The 23,171-nt window shown below is 69.4% G+C and carries 20 protein-coding genes; 15 read left to right on the top strand and 5 right to left on the bottom strand.

All coding sequences use genetic code 11. The annotated features are described in order from the left end of the window. The first annotated feature begins 58 nt into the window (after nucleotides 1-58). The 7 genes from AB0B64_RS52500 to AB0B64_RS52470 are packed head-to-tail and all read left to right on the top strand — an operon-like array spanning nucleotide 59 to nucleotide 6,430. Nucleotides 59-1,324, top strand: a complete 1,266-nt coding sequence (locus AB0B64_RS52500; RefSeq protein ID WP_358199509.1) for a Rieske 2Fe-2S domain-containing protein — start codon at nucleotides 59-61, stop codon at nucleotides 1,322-1,324. Next, nucleotides 1,324-2,268 (top strand): hypothetical protein, encoded by a 945-nt coding sequence (locus AB0B64_RS52495; RefSeq protein ID WP_358199496.1) that lies wholly within the window; start codon nucleotides 1,324-1,326, stop codon nucleotides 2,266-2,268. The genes AB0B64_RS52500 and AB0B64_RS52495 overlap by 1 nt, the downstream gene beginning before the upstream one ends. Beyond that, a complete protein-coding gene (locus tag AB0B64_RS52490) occupies nucleotides 2,265-3,578 on the top strand; it encodes a hypothetical protein (RefSeq protein WP_358199487.1) in 1,314 nt (437 codons plus the stop codon). The genes AB0B64_RS52495 and AB0B64_RS52490 overlap by 4 nt, the downstream gene beginning before the upstream one ends. A 14-nt stretch (nucleotides 3,579-3,592) precedes the next feature. Beyond that, complete coding sequence (locus AB0B64_RS52485; protein WP_358199472.1) at nucleotides 3,593-4,450, top strand: alpha/beta hydrolase; 858 nt, start codon at nucleotides 3,593-3,595, stop codon at nucleotides 4,448-4,450. A gap of 2 nt (nucleotides 4,451-4,452) precedes the next feature. Continuing rightward, nucleotides 4,453-4,587 (top strand): hypothetical protein, encoded by a 135-nt coding sequence (locus AB0B64_RS52480; protein WP_358199462.1) that lies wholly within the window; start codon nucleotides 4,453-4,455, stop codon nucleotides 4,585-4,587. A gap of 8 nt (nucleotides 4,588-4,595) precedes the next feature. Continuing rightward, a complete protein-coding gene (locus tag AB0B64_RS52475; protein WP_357952141.1) occupies nucleotides 4,596-5,474 on the top strand; it encodes an alpha/beta fold hydrolase in 879 nt (292 codons plus the stop codon). Further along, entirely contained in the window at nucleotides 5,474-6,430 is a 957-nt protein-coding gene (locus AB0B64_RS52470; protein ID WP_357952142.1) for a zinc-binding dehydrogenase, read from the top strand. Before AB0B64_RS52475 ends, AB0B64_RS52470 begins: the two co-directional genes overlap by 1 nt. 125 nt (nucleotides 6,431-6,555) lie before the next feature. Here the strand turns inward: AB0B64_RS52470 and AB0B64_RS52465 are convergent, their stop codons facing one another. After that, nucleotides 6,556-7,038, bottom strand: a complete 483-nt coding sequence (locus AB0B64_RS52465) for a DUF305 domain-containing protein (protein WP_358199444.1) — start codon at nucleotides 7,036-7,038, stop codon at nucleotides 6,556-6,558. Nucleotides 7,039-7,536: 498 nt separating this feature from the next. On the opposite strand from AB0B64_RS52465, the gene AB0B64_RS52460 reads away from it, so the two are divergent. Both AB0B64_RS52460 and AB0B64_RS52455 read left to right on the top strand, forming a co-directional pair. Beyond that, the gene (locus AB0B64_RS52460; RefSeq protein WP_358199434.1) at nucleotides 7,537-7,752 is read left to right on the top strand and encodes a DUF2933 domain-containing protein; all 216 of its coding nucleotides are present in this window, start codon (nucleotides 7,537-7,539) and stop codon (nucleotides 7,750-7,752) included. Then, nucleotides 7,749-10,328: a heavy metal translocating P-type ATPase gene (locus tag AB0B64_RS52455; RefSeq protein WP_358199426.1), complete on the top strand. Its 2,580-nt coding sequence runs from the start codon at nucleotides 7,749-7,751 to the stop codon at nucleotides 10,326-10,328. The genes AB0B64_RS52460 and AB0B64_RS52455 overlap by 4 nt, the downstream gene beginning before the upstream one ends. Before the next feature lie 39 nt (nucleotides 10,329-10,367). Here the strand turns inward: AB0B64_RS52455 and AB0B64_RS52450 are convergent, their stop codons facing one another. Both AB0B64_RS52450 and AB0B64_RS52445 read right to left on the bottom strand, forming a co-directional pair. Continuing rightward, complete coding sequence (locus tag AB0B64_RS52450; RefSeq protein WP_358199416.1) at nucleotides 10,368-11,438, bottom strand: universal stress protein; 1,071 nt, start codon at nucleotides 11,436-11,438, stop codon at nucleotides 10,368-10,370. A gap of 221 nt (nucleotides 11,439-11,659) precedes the next feature. Next, the gene (locus AB0B64_RS52445) at nucleotides 11,660-12,700 is read right to left on the bottom strand and encodes a zinc-dependent alcohol dehydrogenase family protein (RefSeq protein ID WP_358199405.1); all 1,041 of its coding nucleotides are present in this window, start codon (nucleotides 12,698-12,700) and stop codon (nucleotides 11,660-11,662) included. Nucleotides 12,701-12,931: 231 nt separating this feature from the next. Here AB0B64_RS52445 and AB0B64_RS52440 point away from each other — a divergent pair, with 231 nt between their 5' ends. From AB0B64_RS52440 to AB0B64_RS52420, 5 genes are all read left to right on the top strand, one after another. After that, nucleotides 12,932-13,777, top strand: a complete 846-nt coding sequence (locus AB0B64_RS52440; protein ID WP_358199398.1) for a universal stress protein — start codon at nucleotides 12,932-12,934, stop codon at nucleotides 13,775-13,777. Beyond that, nucleotides 13,774-14,241, top strand: coding sequence for a CBS domain-containing protein (locus AB0B64_RS52435; RefSeq protein ID WP_358199387.1), 468 nt, complete (start codon nucleotides 13,774-13,776; stop codon nucleotides 14,239-14,241). The genes AB0B64_RS52440 and AB0B64_RS52435 overlap by 4 nt, the downstream gene beginning before the upstream one ends. Nucleotides 14,242-14,261: 20 nt before the next feature. Beyond that, nucleotides 14,262-14,774 (top strand): flavodoxin domain-containing protein, encoded by a 513-nt coding sequence (locus AB0B64_RS52430; RefSeq protein ID WP_357952151.1) that lies wholly within the window; start codon nucleotides 14,262-14,264, stop codon nucleotides 14,772-14,774. 98 nt (nucleotides 14,775-14,872) lie between these two features. Next, a complete protein-coding gene (locus AB0B64_RS52425; RefSeq protein ID WP_358199369.1) occupies nucleotides 14,873-15,739 on the top strand; it encodes a universal stress protein in 867 nt (288 codons plus the stop codon). Continuing rightward, a complete protein-coding gene (locus tag AB0B64_RS52420) occupies nucleotides 15,736-16,509 on the top strand; it encodes a DUF6544 family protein (protein ID WP_358199357.1) in 774 nt (257 codons plus the stop codon). The genes AB0B64_RS52425 and AB0B64_RS52420 overlap by 4 nt, the downstream gene beginning before the upstream one ends. A gap of 410 nt (nucleotides 16,510-16,919) precedes the next feature. Here AB0B64_RS52420 and AB0B64_RS52415 read toward each other — a convergent pair whose 3' ends face one another. Beyond that, nucleotides 16,920-19,829: a pyridoxamine 5'-phosphate oxidase family protein gene (locus tag AB0B64_RS52415; protein WP_358199351.1), complete on the bottom strand. Its 2,910-nt coding sequence runs from the start codon at nucleotides 19,827-19,829 to the stop codon at nucleotides 16,920-16,922. Nucleotides 19,830-20,127: 298 nt separating this feature from the next. Between AB0B64_RS52415 and AB0B64_RS52410 the strand changes: the two genes are divergently transcribed. Then, a complete protein-coding gene (locus AB0B64_RS52410; RefSeq protein ID WP_358200016.1) occupies nucleotides 20,128-20,784 on the top strand; it encodes a CBS domain-containing protein in 657 nt (218 codons plus the stop codon). Between the two features lie 79 nt (nucleotides 20,785-20,863). On the opposite strand, the gene AB0B64_RS52405 is transcribed toward AB0B64_RS52410, so the two are convergent. After that, nucleotides 20,864-23,164 carry a phosphoketolase family protein gene (locus tag AB0B64_RS52405; RefSeq protein WP_358199345.1) on the bottom strand — a complete coding sequence of 767 codons (2,301 nt, stop codon included), beginning with the start codon at nucleotides 23,162-23,164 and terminating at the stop codon, nucleotides 20,864-20,866. Nucleotides 23,165-23,171: the final 7 nt, after the last annotated feature.

Genomic DNA, 23,171 nt, shown 5'->3' with positions numbered 1-23,171 from the left:
CGGCGCATCTGAGCGCCTCTACCGGCCATCCGACAAGCCATGGGAAGCGGAGGCGAGAATGAGTGCAGAGGCGGGTGCGCCGGCTGCGAGCGGGGGTGTCGCCAGACGCCGGCCGTCACGACGGGGCAAGCTGCCCGGACGCCAGGACTGGTCGAGCTGGCCCCACTACCAGGGTGCCGACAGCGGGTTTCGCGGCTACTGGTATCCGGTGGCGTTCTCCTCGCACATCACGGGAAAGCCCAAGGCGATCACCCTGCTCGGCGAGCGCATCGTCGTCATCCGTGACGGCGGCAAGGCGTACGCGCTCAAGGACCGGTGCCCGCACCGGGGCGTGCCGCTGAGCTACGGCAATCAGCAGTTCCCCGGCACGATCTCGTGCGCGTACCACGGCTGGACCTTCGACCTGGAGACCGGCGATCTGAAGGCGGCGATCACCGACGGGCCGCAGTCGCCGATCTGCGGGAAGGTGACCCAGCCCACCTACGAGGTCGAGGAGCGCCTCGGCATGGTGTGGATCTTCGTGGGGGACGGTGAGGACGCGCCGCCCATCGACGATCAGCTCCCCGAGGAGCTGCGCGACAACCCCGCCGTGATCGGCGCGCGGATCCAGGCGCGCGAGGGGAACTGGCGCTTCGCCTGCGAGAACGGCTATGACGAGGGGCACGCGAAGTACCTGCACCGCACCGCGTTGTGGCGGCTGTTCAAGGCCATGCCGGTGTGGAACGAGACGCGAATCGAGCGCCGCGGCCGCTGGATCTACCGGGTGCAGGAGGCCCAGCACTGGGACGCCGACTTCCCGGGTCTCGGCCAGTGGAACAACCAGGCGTGGTTCAAGCTCAAGCCGCCGAAGCAGGTCGCCAACATCGGCAACACGGGCAGCCACCGGAAGGTGAACCCGGCCATCGCCGCCGAGGACTTCCCCGGCTTCGCCTCGGTGAGCATGCCGGGCGTGCTGCGCATCGTCTACCCGACCTTCATCCACTACGAGTTCTACGTGCCCGTCGACGCCGACAACCATCTCTATGTCGGCGCGATGGCCAACTTCGAGAAGGGCGTCAAGACGCTGCCCTTCTACGCCAAGTATCTCGGCGCCGTCCGCTGGCTCTTCCACGGCCAGTTCTCCGGCCAGGACAAATGGATGGTCGAGGTGACCGACGCGCCGCCGGAACGGCTCTATCGTCCCGACGACTCGCTCCTGCAGTGGCGCAAGCTCGCCGAGGACGTCACAGAGGAGCGCATCGAACGGCTGCGCGCCTCCGGGCTCGCCGTCGACGACCCCCGGCCGCCAAAACAGGACGCCCGGCCTCCGAAGCAGGCCGGCTGATGGCCAGGATCGTCCTGGGCGTGGGCGCGTCCCACTCCACGCTCATGAACACGCACTGGGACCAGGTCGAGCACAAAGACGACGCCGAACGGTTCCGCGACGCGCTCGGCACGGCCCGCGACGCCCTCGCCGCGGCCCGTCCAGACGTGGCGATCATCATTGGCTCGAACCACTTCCGTGGCTTCTGGCTGGACCTGATCCCCGCCTTCACCCTCGGGGTGGACCAGGTCCTCTCCTCCGGAGAGGCCGGGACGCCGTCCGGACCCCAGCGCACCAACCCGGCCGTCGCCCAGGCCGTCGCCGAATCCCTGGTGGCGGCGGGCACCGAGGTGGCGATCTCGGCGAAGCTGCAGATCGACCACGGTCAGAGCCACGCGATCCAGTACCTCCTGCGTGACCTCGACGTGCCGGTGATCCCGCTGGTGGTCAACGTGTTCGCCACGCCGCTGCCGCTCATGCGGCGCTGCGTCGAGCTCGGGCGCAACATCGCCGCCGCGGTGGCGGCGCTGCCGGACGAGCTGCGGGTCGCCGTCATCGCCTCGGGCGGCCTGTCGCACCGGCTCCCGTGGCCGAGCCGCTGGCAGGACCCCGAAGGAGAGGACGAGGAGTTCCTGGTGGAGGCCTGGCGCGAGGGCCGGGGCGACTGGCAACGGTACGACGCGCGCCGGCGGCAGATCATCACCGCCGCCCGGCCGACCATCTTTCCCGAGTTCGACGAGGAGTTCCTCGCCGCGCTGGAGAAGGGCGAGCTGGCGCGGTACGCGAACCTGTCAACGGCGGAGATCGAGGCGGTGGCCGGCAACGGCGGCCAGGAACTGCGTACCTGGCTGACCATGGCGGCGGCGCTGGGCTTCGCACCCGGCCGGACGCTGGCCTACGCGCCGATGCCGGAATGGCTGACCGGCATGGGGGTGGCCATCATCGAGCCCGCCGGATCGATATGAACAAGGACGAGCGCGAGCGGATGGTGGCCCAGGCCCTCGCCACGATCACCGAGGCCCGGCTGCGCAAGGCCGCGGTGGAGGTCACCTCCATCGCCAGCCCCACCGGAGGGGAGGAGCCGCTGGCCCGGCGGCTGGCCGAACGGCTCGCCGCCGCGGGCCTGGAGTCGCACCTGCAGCGCATCGACGACGGCCAGGCCAACGCGATCGGCCGGCTGAGGGGCGACGGTACGGGCGCCGACCTGATGCTGTACGCCCCGATCGACACCCTGACCACCGGCGACCCGGACGAAGACGTGCCGTGGATCGGCCCCGGGCTGCGCCCCGACATGCGGGCCGAGGCACAGTGCGACGGCCCCTACGTCACCGGCCTCGGCGCGAGCAACCCCAAGGGCCACGCGGCGTGCGTCCTCATGGTGGGCGAGGCCCTGGCCTCGGTGGGCGCGCGGCTCGCCGGAGACCTGCTGGTCGCCTTCGGAGCGGGCGGCATGCCGACCAACGCCATCGACGGCACCGGCCGCCTGAACACCGGGCAAGGCGTCGGCTGCTCCTTCCTGCTCGAACGCGGCTGGCAGCCCGACTACGCCGTGATCGCCAAACCGGGTGACTTCGTCGCGCACGAAGAGGTCGGTCTGTGCTGGTTCGAGATCGTCGTACCGGGGATCCACACCTACGCCGGCAGCCGGCACCGCCTGCCGTACCAGAATCCGATCGTGACCGCCGCCAAGGTGGTGACGCGCCTGGAAGGGTGGCTGGCGGCCTATCCCGAGCGGCACCGCACCGCGACGGCCGCGCCTCAGGGGATCATCGGCTCGATCGCCGGCGGCTGGGAGCGCATGCCGGCCGTCACGCCCGCGGCCTGCCGCATCCGCCTCGACCTGCGGATCGCGCCCGGCACGACGCCGCTGGCGGCCAAGCGGGAGCTGGCGGAGTACGTCCGCGGGCTGTCGGCCGAGCTGGGCGTGGAGCTGACGGTCGAGATGGTGCTGGCCATCCCCGGCACGCGCACGCCGCCGGAGGACTGGGTCGTCCGCAGTGCCGTCCGCGCCTGGGAGAGCGTGGCCGGTCGCCCGCACGAGCCCATCGACGGCAACAGCGGCGCGACCGACGCCAACATCCTGCGCGCGCGGGGGATCCCGACCGCCCGGGTGGGCATGCCGAAGGTCGTCTCCACCGAGTTCGACGTCGACTTCGCCCGCGGGATGAACACCGTCGACGTCAGAGCCATGCGCCGCCTGTGCGAGGTGCTCGTACGGGTGGCCGTCGACACCACCACGCGGACCCGCGCCGAGATCGACGAGATCAGCGACTAACCAAAGGAGGCGATATGGAACCCCCCACCGGTTCGTACGCCGACGCCGACGGCGTCAAATACCACTACCTCGACCTGGGCTCGGGGACGGACACGATCTTCCTGCACGGCGGCGGCCCCGGCTGCACCGGATGGAGCGACTTCGGCCCGGTGGCGCCGCTGTTCGCCGCCGACCGCCGCTGCCTGATCGTCGACATCCTGCAGTACGGCAAGTCGGAGAAGTGCCTCATCACCGGCCCGATGTGGGACTTCCACGCGGCCAAGACCGTCGCGCTCATGGACACGCTGGGTGTGGAGCAGGCCGACTTCGTCTGCAACTCCTGGGGCGGCACCATCGCGCTGTGCCTGGCCGCCCGCTACCCCGAAAGGGTGCGTTCCCTGGTCATCACCGGCAGCATGCCGGTGTTCTACGGCCCGCTCGCGCCGCTGCCAGAGAACGGCCGCCGCGGCCGCGCAGCCCGGGACGCCTACTACGGCGGCGAGGGGCCCACGCGGCAGAAGATGCGCGACCTCATCACCCGGCTGGAGTGGTACGACGGCGACAAGTTGCCCGAGACCACCCTGGACCTGCGCTACGAGCAGAGCCTTGACCCCGGTGAGCGAGAGCTGGCCGCGATGTCGGACTCACCCCGTGGCGAATGGCAGGACCTCACCGCCGAACTGGGCCAGATCCAGGCGCCCGCGCTGTTCATCTGGGGCATGCAGGACGCCTTCCTCACCCCCGACTATCCGCTCATGCTCGCCCGCATGGTGCCGCGCGGGAACCTGCACATCATGGACCACGCCTCGCACCACCTGCAGGAGGAACGACCGGGCGCCTACCACGCGGTGGTCACCGGGTTCCTGAACTCCCTCAAGGATCCATGGAGATGAGCATGTCCAGATCGACGAAGCTGCTGATCGCCGTGCCGGTCGTCGCGCTGGCCGCGATCCTGGGCCGCCTGCTCGCGGCCCGCAGCAACACCCAGGTGCACCGCATCAACCAAGACAAGCCCGCTCTCGACCGCTGAAGGTGACGATGAGTATCTGGACCGAACTGAGCCCCCTGAGCCTGAGCGTCTCGTACGTGGACGCCGGAGGAGTGCGCACCCGCAGCCTCCGGGCCGGGTCGGGCGAGCCCGTGGTGTTCCTGCACGGGACCAGCGGCCACCTCGAGGCGTTCACCCGCAACCTGCCCGCGCACGCGGCGGACTACGAGTGCCACGCCATCGACATGCTGGGCCACGGCTACACGGGCAAGCCCGACTACGCCTACGAGATCCCGCGCTACGTCGACCACCTGCTGGCCTACTTCGACGCGGTGGGCATCGAGCGCGCCCACATCGTGGGGGAGTCGCTGGGCGGCTGGGTCGGCGGGCGTACCGCCATCGACCACCCCGACCGCGTGGCCAGCCTGCAGCTGCTCTGCGCGGGCGGGACCGTGGCCAACCCCGAGGTCATGAAGCGGATCCGGACGAGCACCCGCGAGGCCGTGGTCAGCGATGACGTGGAGCTGACCCGCAAGCGGCTGCGGCTGCTGATGGCCGACCCGGCCGACGCGACCGAGGAGCTGGTGGAGGTGCGCCACGCCATCTACCACGAGCCCGAGTTCGTCGACAACCTCGACAATCTGCTATGCCTGCAGGACATGGACACCCGCCTGCGCAACATCCTTCGCCGCGACGATCTGGCCAAGATCACCCAGCCCACGCTGATCGTCTGGGGCCGCAAGAACCCGTTCGGCGACGTGCCGGAGGCCACCGCCATGCACGAGGCCATCGCGGGCTCGGAGCTGGAGCTGTTCGAGGAGTGCGGCCACTGGCCGCAGCACGAGCAGGCCGCCCGCTACAACCCGCTCAGCCTGGCCTTCCTGGCCAAGAGCTCGGCGGCGGGCTTCTCCGGCAAGGGGCGCGGCTGATGCGCGCGGCCCGCTTCCACGAGTGGGGGGCCGCGCCGGTCGTGGAGGAGCTGCCCGAGCCCGTACGCAAGCCCGGAGAGGTGCTGGTCGAGGTACGTGCGGCGGCGCTGGGGCATCTGGACCTGACCGTCGCCGGCGGGTCTTTCGGTATGAAGCCCCCGCTTCCGTACGTGGGCGGGGTCGAGGCCGCCGGGGAGGTCCTGGAGTCCGACACCCTGGCTCCGGGCACGCAGGTGCTCCTTCGCGGTGGCGCGCTCGGCCTGCTGCGCGACGGCTGCTGGCGCGAACGCCTCAGCGTCTCTCCCAAGGCCGTCACCCCGCTGGCGTCGCCGCTGCCCCCGGAGGTCGCGGCGTCGTTCTTCGTACCGACCACCACGGCGTACGTCGCCCTGAACGACGTCGCCCGCCTGGAGCCGGGGGAGGAGGTCATCGTGACCGGCGCGGCCGGCGCGGTCGGCGCCATGGTGGCTCAGCAGGCCCGGCTGGCCGGAGCCACGGTGACCGGGGTGGTCGGCCGGGCCGACCAGCTCGGTCAGGTGCCCGAGGGGATCCGCGGCGTGGTCACCGACGACGCCGAGGCGGTCGCGGAGCTGGCGGCGGCGCGCTCGGCGTCCCTGCTGGTCGACACGCTCGGTGGGAGCGGACTGGTCGAGCGCTCGCGGTGGGTCCGTCCCGGCGGCCGGGCCGTCGTGATCGGCTACGTGCTGGGGGCGTCCGTCACCGTCGATCTGCCGTCCTGGCTGCTCGACGACGTGGCGCTGCTTCCGGTCAACATGGTCCGGCACGAGCGGCGCGCTCGCGAGGTGGCCCCGGCGCTGATCGAGCGTCTGGCCGCGGGGGAGCTCAGTGTGGAGGTCGAACGGTTCGACCTGTCCGAGATCGCGAAGGCCCTGGAACTGCTGCGCGACGGCAGGTTGCGCGGCCGTGCCGTGGTCGAGTTCGGCGTGGAAGCCTGACCCGCGGCGGGCTGTCGCCGTCTGGACGATCCGCGGGTTCGGCTGGAGCGCCCACGCGATGGTGGAGCCACGTAGCCGTCCTCACAGTCCGTAGGGCATCCGCCAGCGCCCGTCGAACCAGTCGGTCAGATGCTGGTGCATCTGGACGACATCATCACCGCTGCCATGTGGTGGCCGATCATGTCCTCGAGAAACGTTCGATCCAGTGCGTCGCCCGACAGCTTGGACAGATCGCGCATCATCGGCCGGTAACTCGCGGCCGCGCGGCCCGGGTACCACTTGGCCAGCCATGCTTTCATGGTGGTGATCTCGGCAGCCTGCGTCTTGACGATGGAAGCGCCCATAGCGCGCATCTCGGCCCGGCCCGAACGCTGCAGCTGGCCGGCCGCCTCGACCGCCTCCTGGTGATGGGGCACCATCTGGGCCAGGTAGTCGGCCTCGTTGTCCATCGTCACTCGGTGCATCCCACCCATCGGCCAGCCGGCCTGCTGCCATCCCGCAGCGGTTGCGGTGGGCTGGTGGTGGGCGGTGGCGAGGGCGGCCCCGCCGACGGCAGCGGCGGCGAGCAACGCCCCGGCGGCGATTGCCGCCGCTATCGAAGATCTCATCTCGCTCCTTCACTCCTGCAGGTGTCTTGCTTCCAACTTGGCGCTCGGTCCGTGGTCCGGACCAGGGCCGTTGGGCCTCCATCCCCCGGGACCAACGCCATCCGATCGAGGTGGCTGGGCCGGGGTGCATCTGCGGAGGCACGGTGCCGCAGTCCGGGCGGGCCGAGGACGCCGGGAACGCGGTGCAGGCACTCATCGAGGTCCGGCGTGTGGCTTCGAAATGAAGTGCTTCGTCTATATCTACTACGGCCAGTAGTACATGGTTAGTGGGACTTTCGACCCTTATCATCAGGACGTTCTGCTATAGCCGCAGGGGAAGTCTCCGTCACATGCTAGCGAGAGCGTAGTAGAGAAGGACGGAGGGAGACCGACGTGCTTGGTATTTCGTCGATCCCCCGTACTCGTCGTTCTCAGGATCCTCGTGCTCATCGTGTTCGTGACGACGGTCATGGGGTCGATCCGCCAACGGCATGTATGCCACAACCCACGGAGGTCATCATGACGAAGCAGCACCTGATCATGGCGGCTGTCGCCGCCGTGGCCGCGATCGCGGCCGTCTGGGCCGGCGCCCCGCCGAGTACGGTCCTGCTCGTGGTCGTCCTGCTGGGCTGCCCGCTCATGATGCTGATGATGATGCGATCCATGAGCGGCCACGACGGCGACACGCAGCATGACCGTCAGGGCGAGGATCACAAGGGGGCAGGGCAGCCGTGACCTCCACCGACTGGGTCGTGATCGGTATCTCCCTGGCCTTGCTGGGTTTCCTCGGCTGGTACTTCTTCGGGCCGAGGAAGAGCAGCCTGGCCGAGCTGCGTGACGGAGTACAGGAGATCGAGATCGTCGTACGGGGCGGCTTCTCGCCGGACATCATCCGGGTACGGCAGGGCACCCCTGTGCGGCTGACCTTCAACCGGAGAGAGAGCGGGGATTGCACCTCCCGGGTGGTGTTCGCCGATTTCGGCGTCAGCCGGACGCTGCCTGCCTTTGCCAAGACCACCGTGGAGTTGCCGCCGGGCAGTGCGGGGGAGTACGGCTTCGCCTGCGGGATGAACATGGTGCACGGCCGCCTGATCGTCGAACCGGGCTCCGACGGCGGTCACGATGTCGCCGCGGGTACCGCACCTTCGTTGGCCGAACAGCCTTCGCAGGATGTCGAGGCGACGGAGCGGCGTGCCGAGATCGCCGACCTGTCGCGTCGGGTCCTGGTCGGGGCTGTGCTGACCCTGCCTGTGGCGATCGTCGTCATGGCGCATGAGCTCTTCGGGGCGGGATGGATCCCGGAGTTCCTGCTCAACCGCTGGGTGCAGCTCGCGCTGATCGTGCCGGTGATGTTCTATACAGGCTGGCCGATCCATCGCGTGGGCTGGCTCGCTCTGCGGCACCGCTCGGCGGACATGAACAGCCTGATCACGCTGGGTACGAGTGCCGCCTTCTGCTACAGCCTGTTGGCCACGGTCGCGCCCGGCTTGCTGCCGGAGGGGGTTCGTGACGTCTATTACGAGGCCGTCGGGGTGATCCTGACGCTGATCCTGCTCGGCCGTTTGCTGGAGGTACGGGCCAAGGCGGGCACGGGCGAGGCGATCCGCAAGCTGATCGGTCTGCAGGCCAGGACTGCCCGGATCCAGCGCGACGGTGCGGAGATCGAGATTCCGATCGCGGACGTCGTGCCGGGCGATGTGGTGGTCGTACGGCCGGGCGAGAAGGTTCCGGTCGACGGGGTCGTCGTCAAGGGGCGCTCGACGCTGGATGAGTCGATGGTGACCGGCGAGTCGATCCCGGTGGACAAGGGTCCGGGCGATGAGGTGGTGGGCGCGACGGTCAACCAGACGGGATCGTTCACGTTCAGGGCCGAGAAAGTGGGCGCGGAAACGGCGCTGGCTCAGATCATCCGTCTCGTCCAGGCCGCCCAAGCCTCCCGTGCGCCGATCCAGCGGCTGGCCGACCTGGTGTCCGGCTATTTCGTCCCGGTGGTCATCGCCATCGCGATCGTGACGTTCGCTGTGTGGTTCGTCGCCGGACCGGCGCCGGCGTTGACGCTGGCATTGGTGGCGGCGGTAGCCGTACTGATCATCGCCTGTCCATGCGCGCTTGGGCTGGCCACCCCGCTTTCGATCATGGTGGGCACCGGGAAGGGGGCTCAGTCCGGCATCCTGATCCGCGACGCCGAAGCCCTGGAAACCGCGTGCAGGCTCGACACGATCGTCCTGGACAAGACCGGCACCATCACTCGTGGCAAGCCGGCGCTCACGGACGTCGTTCCGTACGGTGACTGGGCAGACGATGAGGTGCTCCGCCTGGCCGCCTGTGCCGAACGTTCCTCCGAGCACCCCCTGGGCCAGGCCGTGGTCGAGGGCGCGACCGGGCGCGGCCTGATCCTCACCGAGCCGTCGGAGTTCGAATCGGTCACTGGGCAGGGCATCGCGGCGACCGTTGAGGGGCGTCGTGTGCTGGTCGGCGGGAAGCGTCTGCTCGGCGATACCTCGGCGCTTGAGGAAGAGGCCGATCGCCTCGCCCGGGCGGGCCGTACCCCGATCATGGTCGCTGTAGACGGCGAGCCCGCTGGGGTGATCGCGGTGGCCGACACCGTCAAGGACGACTCCCGCCAGGCCGTCGCGACTCTGCAACGGCTGGGACTTCAGGTGGTGATGATCACTGGGGACAACCGGCGGACGGCCGAGGCCATCGCCCGCCAGGTCGGCATCACCCGGGTGCTGGCCGAGGTGTTGCCCGCGCACAAGTCTGCCGAGATCGCCCGCCTGCAGGGAGAAGGGGCGCGGGTCGGCATGGTCGGCGACGGCATCAACGACGCGCCCGCGCTGGCCCAGGCCGATGTCGGCTTCGCCATCGGCACCGGCACCGACGTGGCGATCGAGGCCTCCGACATCACGTTGATCTCCGGCGCGCTCGGCGGAGTGGTTACCGCGGTACGGCTGTCGCGGACCACGATGCGCAACATCCGGCAGAACCTGTTCCTGGCATTCGTCTACAACGTGGTCGGCATCCCGGTCGCGGCGGGGGTGCTCTACCCCTTCCTCGGCATCCGGCTCAGCCCGGTCTTCGCTGCCGCCGCGATGGCACTGTCGTCGCTGTCGGTGGTGGGCAATGCCAACCGGCTGCGCCGCTTGACCCCGCCGGCGTTGCTCCCGGCGCCGCCACTCCCGCCCGATCAGCACGTCACCGTCGAAACGGGAGCCGAGTCCACCGCTGTCACCGACCCGGTTTTGCGGGATGGTGGTGATTCCGAGTCCAACCGAGATACCGGCAAGACCGGGCATGAGTCGATGACCTGAACGCGCGGCTGGAAGTCATGGAGATGGAACTCGCAGAGGCTACCGGCGCGCCGGAGTAGGTGCGTCCTTGGCGCGCACCACCGTCACCGTGCAGTGTGCGTGGTGCAAGACGCCTCGGCTGACCGAGCCAAGGACGATCGACCCGATCGCGCTCCTGCCATGCGAGCCGACGACCAGCAGGTCGGCTCGGTCACCGGCGGCGGCGAGCGCATCGACGGGGTGGGCACACCGCACGTCCGCGATCACCTTGACCTGTGGGTATCTCTCCCGCCACGACGCGAGTTGTTCCTCGGCGACGCGCTGTTGGGCCTCACGCAACGCTTCGAAGTCGCAGGAGAAGCCGGCGGCCAGTGCGAACGGCAGGGCCCAGGCGTATACCGCCCGCAATGTGCTTCCGCGCAGTTCGGCTTGCCGGAAGGCATAGGCCAGGGCGGGCTCGCACGTGGGGGAGCCATCGAGACCGACGACGATCTCACCGTGGGCCACAGCGGCCCTTGGCCGGACGACGACCACCGGAACCGGCACCTGGCCCGCGACGTTCATGCTGACCGAGCCGAGTACAGCCCCGGCGAAGCCACCCAGCCCTCTACTACCGACCACCAGCTCGATTGCGTCGCCGGCCTGCTCGCGAAGGACGGCCGCCGGTGTTCCGGTCATCAGCTCGGTGCTCACCTCGATAGTAGGCTGACGTTCGCGCGCGATCTCCTCGGCTTGTGCCAGGACCTTCCGCGCGTTCTCGATCAGCGCCTCGTCCCACTCAGGGGCGGGAATCTGCGGCACCTGGTACGGCCAGGTTTCCACCACACAGACGTTACGCAGCGGCACATGCATCCGAAAGGCGTCGTCGGCCGCCCATGCCACGGCGTCGAATCCGGGCACCGAACCATCGACACCCACCACGATCAGATCAGGCATCGTACATTCCCCCTTTTCCATTTCAGCCCGTCGGTGGCTAACCGGGCAGGGCCAGAAGCCCCAAAACTTGGAGATGATGGACCAACGGCATCCGGTGTCAGCCTGGATGAGGCTGTACTGCGCCGAAGCGCTCCAGGCCGCCAATCGGGCGCGCGAGCCGGCGCCGGGTGCGGAGGTGACCACGGACCTGCGCAAGGGCAACGTCACCTGCCCGGTCGCAGTGGTCCGGCCCCGGAGTGAGCGGGCGTCATGAGTCGTCGGGCTCCGGGCCAGGACAACGGGGCCCGGACGGGCCGCGGCGGGGAGCCGGCCAGGACCACGCAGATCGGAGCGGATCAACCTTTCAGGTGCTGGCCACGCCGTGGGCGCGGAATTGGGCGTGCACGCGGTTCCTTCGTAGTGCGGCCGGACCGGCGTCAACCGCGGGACAGGACCACTTTGAGAGCTCCGGTCGCCGCCGGGTCGGCGAACGTCTCGTAGGCGGCGGCCATGTCCTGCAGGGCGAAGCGGTGGGTGATGAACCTGGCGGGGTCCAGCCGTCCGGCGGCGATCATGTCCAGGAGGGTCGGCGTGGAGTAGGTGTCGACCAGGCCGGTGGTGATGGTGAGGTTGCGGATCCACAGGTCTTCGAGGTGCAGGGTGGCCGGTGTGCCGTGGACGCCGACGTTGGCGACGTGGCCGCCGGGGCGTACCAGGCGGGTGCAGAGTTCGAAGGTTTCCGGGAGGCCGACGGCTTCGATGGCGACGTCGGCGCCCAGCCCTCGGGTCAGCTCGGCGATCGCGCCGGCCGGGTCGTCGCCCGCGCCCACGACCAGGTCCGCGCCCAGCTGCTTGGCGGCCTCCAGCCGTGAGGGGGCGGGGTCGACGGCGACGATGTGGCTGGGCGTGAACAGCTGCGCGGTGGTGATCGCGGCCAGGCCGATCGGCCCGGCTCCGACGATCACGACCGTGTCGCCTGGCCGTACGTGGCCGTTCAGCACGCCGACCTCGTAGGCGGTGGGCAGGATGTCGGCGAGCATGAGCGCGGCCTCGTCGGTGACGCCGTCGGGCAGCAGGTGGGTGGAGGTGTCGGCGAACGGCACGCGGACGTGTTCGGCTTGGGTGCCGTTGACGCGGTGGCCGAGGATCCAGCCGCCGCCCAGGCATTGGCCGAACATGCCGATACGGCAGTAGCGGCAGCGCCCGCACGCCGAGATGCACGACACCAGCACCCGGTCTCCCGGCTTGGCGGTGCCGACCGAGTTTCCGGTCGCCGTGACGGTGCCGACCGCTTCGTGGCCGAGGATCGTGCCCGGCTCGACAGTGGGCACGTCGCCCTTGAGGATGTGCAGGTCGGTGCCGCAGATGGTGACCGCGTCCACACGGACGATGGCGTCGGTGGGCTCGATCAGCTGCGGATCGGGAGTCTCCTCCCAGGACCGCCGGCCGGGACCGTGGTAGATGAGCGCCTTCATCATGCCTCCTGGTTGTCTTCACCTTTCACGTTGGCCGGAACGGGTCGGCCTGAATAGGGACGAAGGTCCCGTTCCATCGCTGCCTTTCGGCCGCGCCTACAGCCCGATCAAAGTCCTGCGTGCCGGCTAGCTCTGGGACCAATGGCACTCGGATTCGGGACTTCGTCCTCCGGCGGCCGGCCTCCTGTTTCGCGAGGCTGGAGGTGTGAGTTGAGCTCGTGAAGGAGATGCGTGATGACCGGACGGATCGTGGTCGGTGTGGACGGGTCCGCGCCGGCGACAGCAGCAGTGGAATGGGCCGCCGCCGACGCGCGGCGCAGAGGGCTCGACCTGCGGCTCGTACATGTGTGCGAGCAGTGGCCGCACGGGGTCGGCGAGCTCAGCACGAAGTACTGCGCGGGTGCGCTGGAGGTCGCCGCTGACCGGGCGCGTGAGCTGGCCGGCGGGGTCGAGGTGACGACGGAACTGCGTGCCGGGAACGTGATCGACGATCTGATCGATGAGTCCGCGTCGGCCGACAGCGTGGTGCTGGGCAGCCGGGGGCTCGGCGGTTTCGGCGGCATGGTGCTCGGCTCGGTCAGCATGGCCGTCGCCGGCCACGCGCGGGGCCCGGTCGTGATCGTACGCGGGCCCGGCCAGGAAGAGCACGGCCGGATCGTCGTCGGCTACGACGGGTCCGAGCACTCCGAAGCCGCCATGCAGTACGCCGTCGAGCAGGCCCGGGCCCGGCAAGCGCGGCTGCATGTCCTGTATGCCTGGCAGCAGCCGATCTTCTCGCCGTACGCAGCCGCCTACAACAGCTTGCTGGAGAAGGCCTTTCAGCACGAGGTCCGGATAGCCGGCGAGCGGGTGGTCCCCTGGCGTGAGAAGAACCCCGACGTCGAGATCACCGATGCGCAACTGTGGGAGCACCCGGCCGGCGCCCTGATCAACGCCGCGACCACGGCCGACCTGGTCGTCGTCGGGTCGCGCGGGCTGGGTGGCTTCGCCTCGGCGGTGCTGGGCTCGGTCGGTCACGCCGTACTGCACCACGCCACTTGCCCGGTCGCGATCGTCCGGCCCCGCGAGGAGAGGCCATGAACATCGAGTCGCTGACCGCCGAGCAGGTGATGAGCCGCATCCTGGTGGCGGTCAAGCCGGATGAGTCGCCGCTGATGGCCTGGGAACTGATGCGCCGCGCCGGTGTGCATCACTTGCCGGTCGTCGAGGGGCAGCACGTGGTGGGCCTCCTATCGCGCGAGCATCTGGCCGCCTCCTGGTCGGGTGGTCCGCAGGAACAGTCGAACCGCCAGGTGGGCGAGCTGCTGGTCGGTGAGCGCAGGCCGCGGGTGCGGCCGGACGACCCGCTGACCCAGGTCGCGGCCGTGATGACCGACGCCGGCTGTGACGCCGTACCCGTGGTGTCCGGTCAGGGACTGGTCGGGATGATCACCGCCCGCGATGTCGTGTCGGCGGTGGCCGGACGTAGCCATCACCTGAAAGAGGGCGGCGAGGTGGTGACCGGCATGTTCCACCTCGAACCTGTGATACCGGCGCGGAGCTGAGTTCGAAGGAGAGGCAGGAGATGTACGCGCTGATCGTGTACGAGTCCATGTTCGGCAACACCAAGCAGATCGCCGAGGCGGTGGCGGAGGGGCTGGCCACCACGATGAGGACAGAGGTCCTGGAGGTCGGCTCCGCGCCCGCCTCGGTCGGGGAGGACCTCGGCCTGCTCGTCGTCGGCGGCCCGACGCACGCCTTCGGGATGAGCAGGGCCTCGACCCGGCAATCGGCCGTCCAGCAGGGCCGGGTGCTCTCCCAAGGGCAGGGGGTGCGGGAGTGGCTGGCCACTGTTCGGTCGCCGTCGGCCAGACTCGCCTCGGCCGCCTTCGACACGCGGATCGCCAAGCCGCGCATGCCCGGCTCGGCCGCGCGCGGTGTCGCCAAGCGACTGCGTCGGCTCGGCCTGGCCTTGGCCTCGCCCGCCGAGAGCTTCTACGTCACCGGAACTCAGGGGCCGCTGGTGGTCGGCGAGGTGGAGCGGGCCAGGCAATGGGGCAGGCACCTCGCCTCGTCCTTCCCTGTCCCGGCGTCCTGAGACCGTCATGGAGCCGCGGGCCGATAGGTGTGTGCTGGAGGTAAGGAAACCGGGGGCGTGTGCCACATCCGGGCGGAGAAACCTGAAGGAGGATGACGATGAGCAGAGCGATCGTGGTCGGCGTGGACGGATCGCCATCGGCCGGATCGGCGCTCGGCTGGGCCGCCGATGATGCCTCCCGCAGGGGGCTTCCGTTGCGGATCGTGCTCGTGCGAGAGCCATGGGCGGCGGAGCATCCGTCCACCAGGGCCAGTGACCGGCAGACTCTGACCGAGCGGTGCACGTACCTGCTCGACCAGGCCGCGGAGCAGGTACGGAGGCTCACTCCCGAACTGGAGGTCTCGACGGCTGTGGTCACGGGCGCGGTGATCGAGCGGCTGAAGGGCGAGTCGGAGACGGCCGACAGCGTGGTCGTGGGCAGCAGAGGGCTCGGCGGATTCGCCGGACTGGTGCTGGGCTCGGTGGGTCTCGGCCTGGCCGGGCACGCGCACAGCCCGGTGGTCGTCGTCCGGATGCCCGTCCCCGGCAGCCATCGGGAGATCGTGGTCGGCTTCGACGGCTCCCCGTTCGCGGAGTCGGCGCTGGAATACGCCCTGGAACAGGCTGGGGCGCGGCGCGCGCCGGTTCGTGTCGTGTACGGCCAGAGGACACCGAGGCTCGCCCCACATCCCGCGGGGTACGGCCCGTTCCTGACCGGTGCGCCGGGCGAGGAGGTGGCGGAGATCCGGCTGCGCCTGGCGCCGTGGCATGAGAAGTACCCGGACGTCGAGGTGATCGAGTCGATCGTCCCGGGCCACCCGGTCCCGGTCCTGGCCAGGGCGTCCGAGAAGGCGGCGCTCGTGGTGGTCGGATCACGCGGACTGGGCGGCTTCGCCTCGGCGGCACTCGGGTCGGTCAGCCACGGTGTCCTGCACCGGGCCTGCTGTCCGGTGGCCGTGGTACAGACTCCTTGGCGGCGGTCATGAGTGTCATCGTCGCCCCGCCGTACATGACCGAGACCGCCTGCCACGACTGGGACCTCCTGCAGGCGCAGACCAAGGATGCCCAGGAGTTCGACCCGGCACAGGCCGGCCACCTGCCGGAACCGGCGCGCCGCTGGGTGCTGCACGCCATCGCTCCGGGGACACCCCTGTTGCGTGCGGTGGTGCTGGACATGCACGGCTCCATCCGGCTCAGCACCTGGCGCGACTTCCGCGCCCAGCAGGTACTCCTGCCGATGGAGGGCTTCGTGTGGTCGGCAACTGCGTACCTGGGATTGCTACCCGTGCACGGGTTCGACCGGTATCGCGCCGGTCAGGGGGAGATGCGCTGGCGGTTGCTGGACCTCATCCCCGTGATGTCGGGTGCCGGCCCGGACATCACCAGAAGCGCCGCCGGGCGGCTGGCATGTGAGTTCGTCATGGCGCCCGCCGCCGCACTCGACCCGAGGATACGGTGGAAGCCGATCGACGACCGCCATGCCATCGCCAGCCTTCCCGTGGGAACCGAGGATCACGACGTGACCCTGACCATCGCGCCCAGCGGCGCGCTGGAGCGCGTCACGATGTCCCGCTGGGGTGATCCCGGGGAGGGCCGGTACCGCGACCACGTGTTCGGGGTGGAATGCGGACGCGAGATCGAATTCGACGGTTTCACCATTCCGGCCTACCTGGCGGGCGGCTGGTGGCCCGGCACCGATCGGTGGGCCGAGGGCGAGTTCATCCGCTTCACCGTCGACGACGCCCTGTTCCGATAGCGCTGAAAGTCCCGCTGCCGACTGTCTTGTTCGGGGTGGTTTGATCAAGGAGCGGTTGTTGGTCGGCTAGGACCCAGCGGGCGCCTTCCCCTGCACGCGGGCGGTGTCTTCGTACAGCCTGTCGAGGACGTCTGACTCGGGCTCGCGGCGTCTGGAACGGGAGGGGTCGCCCGGACGGAGTACGGCGGTCGATCTCGGGTCGAGGTCGTGCCGGCTTCGGGCGTATGGTGATCTGGGTGGTCCGCATTTCAGTCAGCTCCTCTGGCATGTCGTTGGCGTGCTGCCAACTCTGCCGCGCCCCCCGGCGCCCGAGCAGATGCGCCAGTCCTCTCCGCGGGGACCGGAGGACCCGTGAAGACGGGTTGTTCTACGCCTCCGGGAAGAGGACGTTCGCCCCTAGAGCATGACTGTCAGAGGTGGTGGATGCGGCGGCCCGTGATCTGGTGCGGGACGATGCGGACGTACAGGTGGCGCTCGCCGCCCGCCCACGGCGTGACGTCGGCGATCTCCGGCAGTTCGTCGGGGGATATGTGATGGGCGGGGCCCTGGATGAGGACGCTCCATCCCTCGCGCTGGGCCTCGTCGATCCGGTCCACCTCGAAGCCGACCTTGATCTCCACGCCTTCAAGGCCGGTGCGCAGGTCCTGGTCCATGGGGCCGCCGGATGCGGTGCGGAAGACGATGGAGCCGTGGTGCAGCTTGTAGTTGACGGGCAGTACGGTCGGGCCGTGGGAGCCGTTGAAGGCCACCCGGCCGATGCCGCCGGGCTCGATCAGCTTGAGGCATTCGTCGCGGTCCAGGCTCTCCAGCGTGGGAGCCGCCTTGGCGCGGCCGCGGCCGGGCGGCCGATCGACGCCGCCGCCGAGGAGGTCTTCGGTGATGGTTTCCAAGGCTCCGGCCAGGCGGTATATGGCTTCGGCGGTGGGCGTGCCGGGCTGCTCTTCCAGGTATTGCAGGTAGCCGGGTGAAATGTCCGCGCGTTCGGCGACCTGTTCGACGGTCAGACCGAGTCGTTCGCGGTGATGGGCGATGCGACGTCCGAGGTCGCCGGTGGCTGCCATGATCGTGTCTCCTTGTTCGCTGGTGAAGGTCGGTCCTGCCACGCCGTTGATGCGTGCCTGCCGGTGGTCGGCGTCGATGAAGAGCTCGGAGCCGCGGAAGCGGATCGGCATGGACAGCACACCGAGCCGGTCGGGAAGCAGTGGGTTGAGGTGCAGGCCGTCGCGGTGGATCTCCAGGCCCAGGTAGCAGCGCTCCAGGAGGTCGAGCGTGCCGGCCATGGCGCCGAGGTGGATGCCCTCGGCCGTGGTGCCGTGCTGGACGTCCTTGATGTCGCTGAACAGCGCCTCGGCGAAGTACTGCCAGGAGCGGGCCCGGTCGGAGCGGGAGAGTACCCAGGCGTGTACGACGGCGCTCAGCGTGGAGCCGTGGCTGGTGCGGTCGAGGTAGTAGCCCACCATGCGGGGGATCAGGCCAGGTTCCACCGGATAGCCCAGCCGATTCAGAATCCCGACCAACTCGTCGGAGGTGAGCAGGTAGCACAGCATGAGCGTGTCGGCCTGCTTGGCCGCCCTGTAGCGGTTGACGTCGTCGCCGTCGGCCTCCAGGGCCCGGTCGAGGCGGCGCACACCGCGGTAGCGGGCCCAGTCCAGCTCCAGCAGGTCGGCGTAGCCGGTGAACTGGCTGATCACGCCGTCGTGGAAGTCGACCCGCATGCGGCGGGTGATGTCGTCCCAGCGGGCCCGTTCCCGCGCGGAGGCCGCGAGTTCGGGCAGCAGGTCCAGGGTGTCCCGGGCGCGCAGCAGCAGCCACACGGTCATGACGTTGGTGTAGGCATTGTTGGCCAGGCCGGGTGAGGAAGCACCCGGGTAGCGCTCGTGATACTCGTCGGGTCCCATGACGCCGCGGATCTCGTACCGTCCCGATGCGGGGTCGAGTACGGCCAGCGAGGCGAAGAACCTGGCGATCTCGATCAGCAGCTCCGCGCACCAGAGCGGCATCGAGCCGGTCGCCAGGTAGTACTGCCACACGTTGTAGGCGATGGCCAGCCCCACGTGCCGCTGCAAGTGAGAGCCATCGGGCAGCCAGCGTCCCGAGGCGGGGTTGAGGTGCGACGTCGGGGTCTCTTCGCGTCCGTCGCTGCCGCTCTGCCAGGGGAACATCGCCCCGTCATATCCGGCGTCCCGGGCCGCAGCGTGAGCCTCGGGCAGCCGCCGGTACCGGTAGCGGAGCAGGGCGAGCGAGGTCTCGGGGAAGCGCAGGTTCAGCCAGGGCAGGACGAACAGTTCGTCCCAGAACACGTGTCCCCGGTAGGCCTCGCCGTGCAGTCCGCGGGCGGGCACGCCCACGTCCAGGTCCGCGGTGTGCGGGGAGAGAGTCTGCAGCAGGTGGAAGACATGCAGGTGAACGATCTGCGCCAGATCCGGGGCGTCCATCTCGACCCGGGCGCGTTGCCACAGCCGCTCCCAGGCCGCCGCGTGTGGCGCCGCCAGCGCGTCGAATGGCCGAGCCATCCGTACGGCTCGGATCGCCGTGGAGCGGGCATCGCGGATGGCGCAGTCGCGCGAGGTCACCAGGGCCACGGTCTTGGTCAGTGTGGCGGGTTCGCCCTGCGCGAGGTCGAGCACATGGTCCGTGCCGATCCGGCCCCCTTCGCGGATCATCTCGCGGGCGGGGAAGGCGGCGTCGGTACGGGAGGCGAGCGCCACGGTGATCTGGGAGGAGCGGGTGACGGCGGTCAGCCAGGTGAGGCCGTTCTGGTCGCCGGTGTCATGACCGGTGAGGTGGTCGCCGCGCAGCTCGCGGTAGCGGGCCACGCCGCTGTTGGTGACCCTGCCGTCCAGGGTGGCGCGGACGCGGAGCGGGCCCGACCAGTTCTCGGCCGTGAAGATGGTTTCCAGGGCGGCCAGGCGCGGGTCGGCCATGGACACCAGGCGGCGTTGCCGTATCGCGGTGACGCGGCCTGAGCCGTCGCGCCAGCGCAGCGCCCGGTAAAGGATCCCGTGCCGCATGTCCAGTTTCTGGCGGTAGTCCAGCAGGTCGGCCCGCTCTGGGCGGAACCAGTCCGACCCCTGGGTGGCGAAGGTGAGTGGCAGCCAGTCGGGGAGGTTGACCAGGTCCTCGTTGGTCACCCTCTGCCCTGCGACGGTGGAGTCCAGGCGGTCGTAGCAGCCCGCGACGTAGGTGCCCGGTGTGCGCAGCTCGCCGTCAGGGGTCGCGCCGCGCGTGGCGAACCGGCCGTTGCCCAGCGTGCACAGCGCCTCGCGCAGCCTCTCGGAGGCGGGGTCGAAGCCCTCGTAGGACAGGACCCATGGGTTCATGACCGGCTCGCGGACAGACCGGGCACGCCGCCGACCGGAGCCTCACCGCAGGGAGGGCGGAGCACGCACAACTGGAGCCCGAGCCGACTGGAACCCCCCGCCCTTGGCCGCGAGGAGCGCTTCGAACAACCCATGTCAGGACGCTACCCGTGGCGAGGTCGGACGGAACACGACCGCCAGCCCGCTGTCGAGGTGACGCCGCAGGTCAGGACCTAGGCCCTCGGCGATGTGGGACGTTCGCCGCTACCGACCTTCGCCGCTGGAGCGGACCCTGGGAGGTGAAGGAGAGGTGAGAACGATGACAATCGAGGTCAAGGACGTCATGGGACGCGTGGCCATCGCCGTCCTCGAAGACGCGCCGTTCGCCGAGATCGTGGGGGCGATGAAGCGGTATGCCGTCGGCGCGGTCACCGTGATCGACGCCGACCGGCGGCCTGTGGGCGTGGTCTCCGAAGAAGATCTGCTGCTGAAGGAGACCGACACCGTACGGCACAGCGTCTCGATCTTCGAGTCGCGCCATCAGCGCCAGGAACACCACAAGGCCGCGGGCATCAAAGCGGAAGAGCTCATGACCACTCCGGCGATCACCGTCACGCCCGGCGCGTCCGTCCGCGACGCGGCGCGGCTCATGCACGACAAGCGCGTCAAGCAACTGCCCGTGATCGACCCGGTCACCGGGCGCATCATCGGCACGCTGCATCAGCGTGACGTACTGCGGGTCTTCACCCGTCCGGCCGTCGACCTGATGGCGGACATCACCGCGCTGCTGCCTGACCGCGAGGCGTTCTCGATCGAGCTCGACAAGGGTGTCGTGACGCTCGGTGGCAGGGTCGAGTGGAACTCCCAGGCCACTGCCCTCGTGGAGTCGATCCGCGGTGTGGAGGGCGTCGTAGACGTCGTCAGCGAACTGACCTTCGACAAGGAAGACCTCATCGTCGTGCCGTCCCTGCTCTGAGACCTCTCATGAGGCTGGATTCGACCACGGAGGTGCCCGCCACCAGCTGGAACGGTGGCGGGCATTGGGCGGCTGGGTATCAGGCCGGCCACGTCCACTCGCTGATTTCGGGCGCGTCCTCGCCGTGTTCACGCGTGTGGGCGCGGGCGCGCAGGCGCGTGTCCGTCATCAACTGGCGGAGGTGAGCCGCACTGCTGCCGAGCCCCGGGGTGCGGTCGATCACATCGGTGACCAGATGGTAGCGGTCGATGTCGTTGAGCATGGCCATGTCGAAGGGTGTGGTGGTGGTGCCTTCCTCCTTGTAGCCGCGGACGTGCATGTGGGCGTGGCCGTGGCGGCGGTAGGTGAGGCGGTGGATGAGTGAGGGATAGCCGTGGAAGTTGAAGATGACCGGCTTGTCGGTGGTGAACAGGGTGTCGTATTCGTTGTCCGGCAGGCCGTGCGGGTGTTCTGAGGGTGGTTGCAGGCGCATCAGGTCGACCACGTTGATGACGCGGACGCGTAGTTCGGGCAGGTGCTCGCGGAGCAGGGCGGCGGCGGCCAGGGTTTCCAGGGTGGGGATGTCACCGGCGCAGGCCAGCACCACGTCGGGATCGGTGCCCTCGTCGGTGGAGGCCCAGGGCAGGATGCCCAGGCCGCGGGTGCAGTGGGCGATGGCCTCGTTCATGGTGAACAGGTCGAGGATCGGCTGCTTGCCGGCCACGATGACGTTGACGTAGTCGCGCGAGCGCAGGCAGTGGTCGCCGACCGACAGCAGGGTGTTGGCGTCCGGGGGCAGGTAGACGCGCACCACGCTGGCCTTCTTGTTGATCACGACGTCGAGGAAGCCGGGGTCCTGGTGGGAGAAGCCGTTGTGGTCCTGGCGCCAGACGTGCGAGGACAGCAGGTAGTTCAGCGATGCCACCGGCAGGCGCCACGGGATGCCTTTCGCTGTTTCCAGCCACTTGGCGTGCTGGTTGAACATCGCGTCGATGATGTGGATGAACGCCTCGTAGCAGTTGAACAGGCCGTGCCGCCCGGTCAGCAGGTAGCCCTCCAGCCACCCCTGGCACAGGTGCTCGCTCAGCACCTCCATCACCCGGCCGCCGGGGGCCAGGTTCTCGTCGGTCGGCTCGAGGCGGGCGTTCCAGGCCCGGTCGGTGGCCTCGAACACGGCCGACAGGCGATTGGACGCGGTCTCGTCCGGGCCCATCAGCCGGAAGGTACGCGGATTGGCGGCGATCACATCACGCAGCAGCCCGCCCAGCACTCGGGTGGGTTCGCTGAACTGGGTAGCGGGCGACTTGACTTCCACCGCGTGCTCGCGGAAGTCCGGCAGCCTGAGAGGTTCGAGCAGTTCGCCGCCGTTGGTGTGCGGGTTGGCGCTCATCCTGCGGTCGCCCGGCGGCACCGTCTCCCGGATGGAGGCCACCGGCCGGCCGTCGTCGTCGAACAGTTCCTCGGGCCGGTAGGAGCGCATCCATTCCTCCAGCATCGCCAGGTGCTCGGGGTTCTCCCGTACCTTGGCCAGCGGCACCTGATGGGCGCGCCAGGTGCCCTCCACCGGCAGGCCGTCCACGACGCGGGGCCCGGTCCAGCCCTTGGGCGTGCGCAGGATGATCATGGGGAGGCGGTCGGATCGGCGCTGTTTGTACTCGGCGATCTGGTCGAAGACGGTGTCGAGGGTGGTGGCCATCTCCTGGTGGTCGGGGCCGACCAGGTGGGGGCGGTAGCCGTACCCCTCCATGAGCTTGAGCAGGTCGTTCTCCGGGATCCGGGCCAGGACGGTCGGGTTGGCGATCTTGTAGCCGTTCAGGTGCAGGATCGGCAGCACCGCGCCGTCGCGGGATGGGTCGAGGAGCTTGTTGGAATGCCAGCTCGCGGCCAGTGGTCCGGTCTCGGCCTCGCCGTCGCCGATGACGCAGGCCACGACCAGTTCGGGGTTGTCGAAGGCGGCTCCGTAGGCGTGCGCGAGGGAGTAGCCCAGCTCGCCGCCCTCGTGGATGGAGCCGGGTGTCTCCGGCGCGACATGGCTCGGGATGCCGCCGGGGAAGGAGAACTGCCGGAACAGCCGTTGCATCCCGGCCGCGTCCTGGGAGATGTCCGGGTAGCGCTCGGAGTAGGTGCCCTCCAGCCAGGCGTGCGCTACTGCTGCGGGGCCGCCGTGGCCGGGGCCGGCGATGTAGATCATGTCCTGGTCGCGTTCGCGGATGATCCGGTTGAGGTGGGCGAAGCAGAAGTTCAGGCCCGGTGTGGTGCCCCAATGACCCAGCAGGCGCGGTTTGATGTGCTCAGGGAGCAGCCGCTCCGTCAGCAGCGGATTGTCCAGCAGGTATATCTGGCCCACCGACAGGTAGTTCGCCGCGCGCCAGTACGCATCGACCTGACTGAGTACGTCCATCAGTGCT

Origin of the sequence: Nonomuraea sp. NPDC049129, from assembly GCF_040648495.1 — a bacterium.
In the GTDB taxonomy this organism is placed as follows: Bacteria; Actinomycetota; Actinomycetes; order Streptosporangiales; family Streptosporangiaceae; genus Nonomuraea.
Note: the sequence above shows the minus strand (reverse complement) of the source record. Positions and strands in the feature narration are given on the sequence as shown.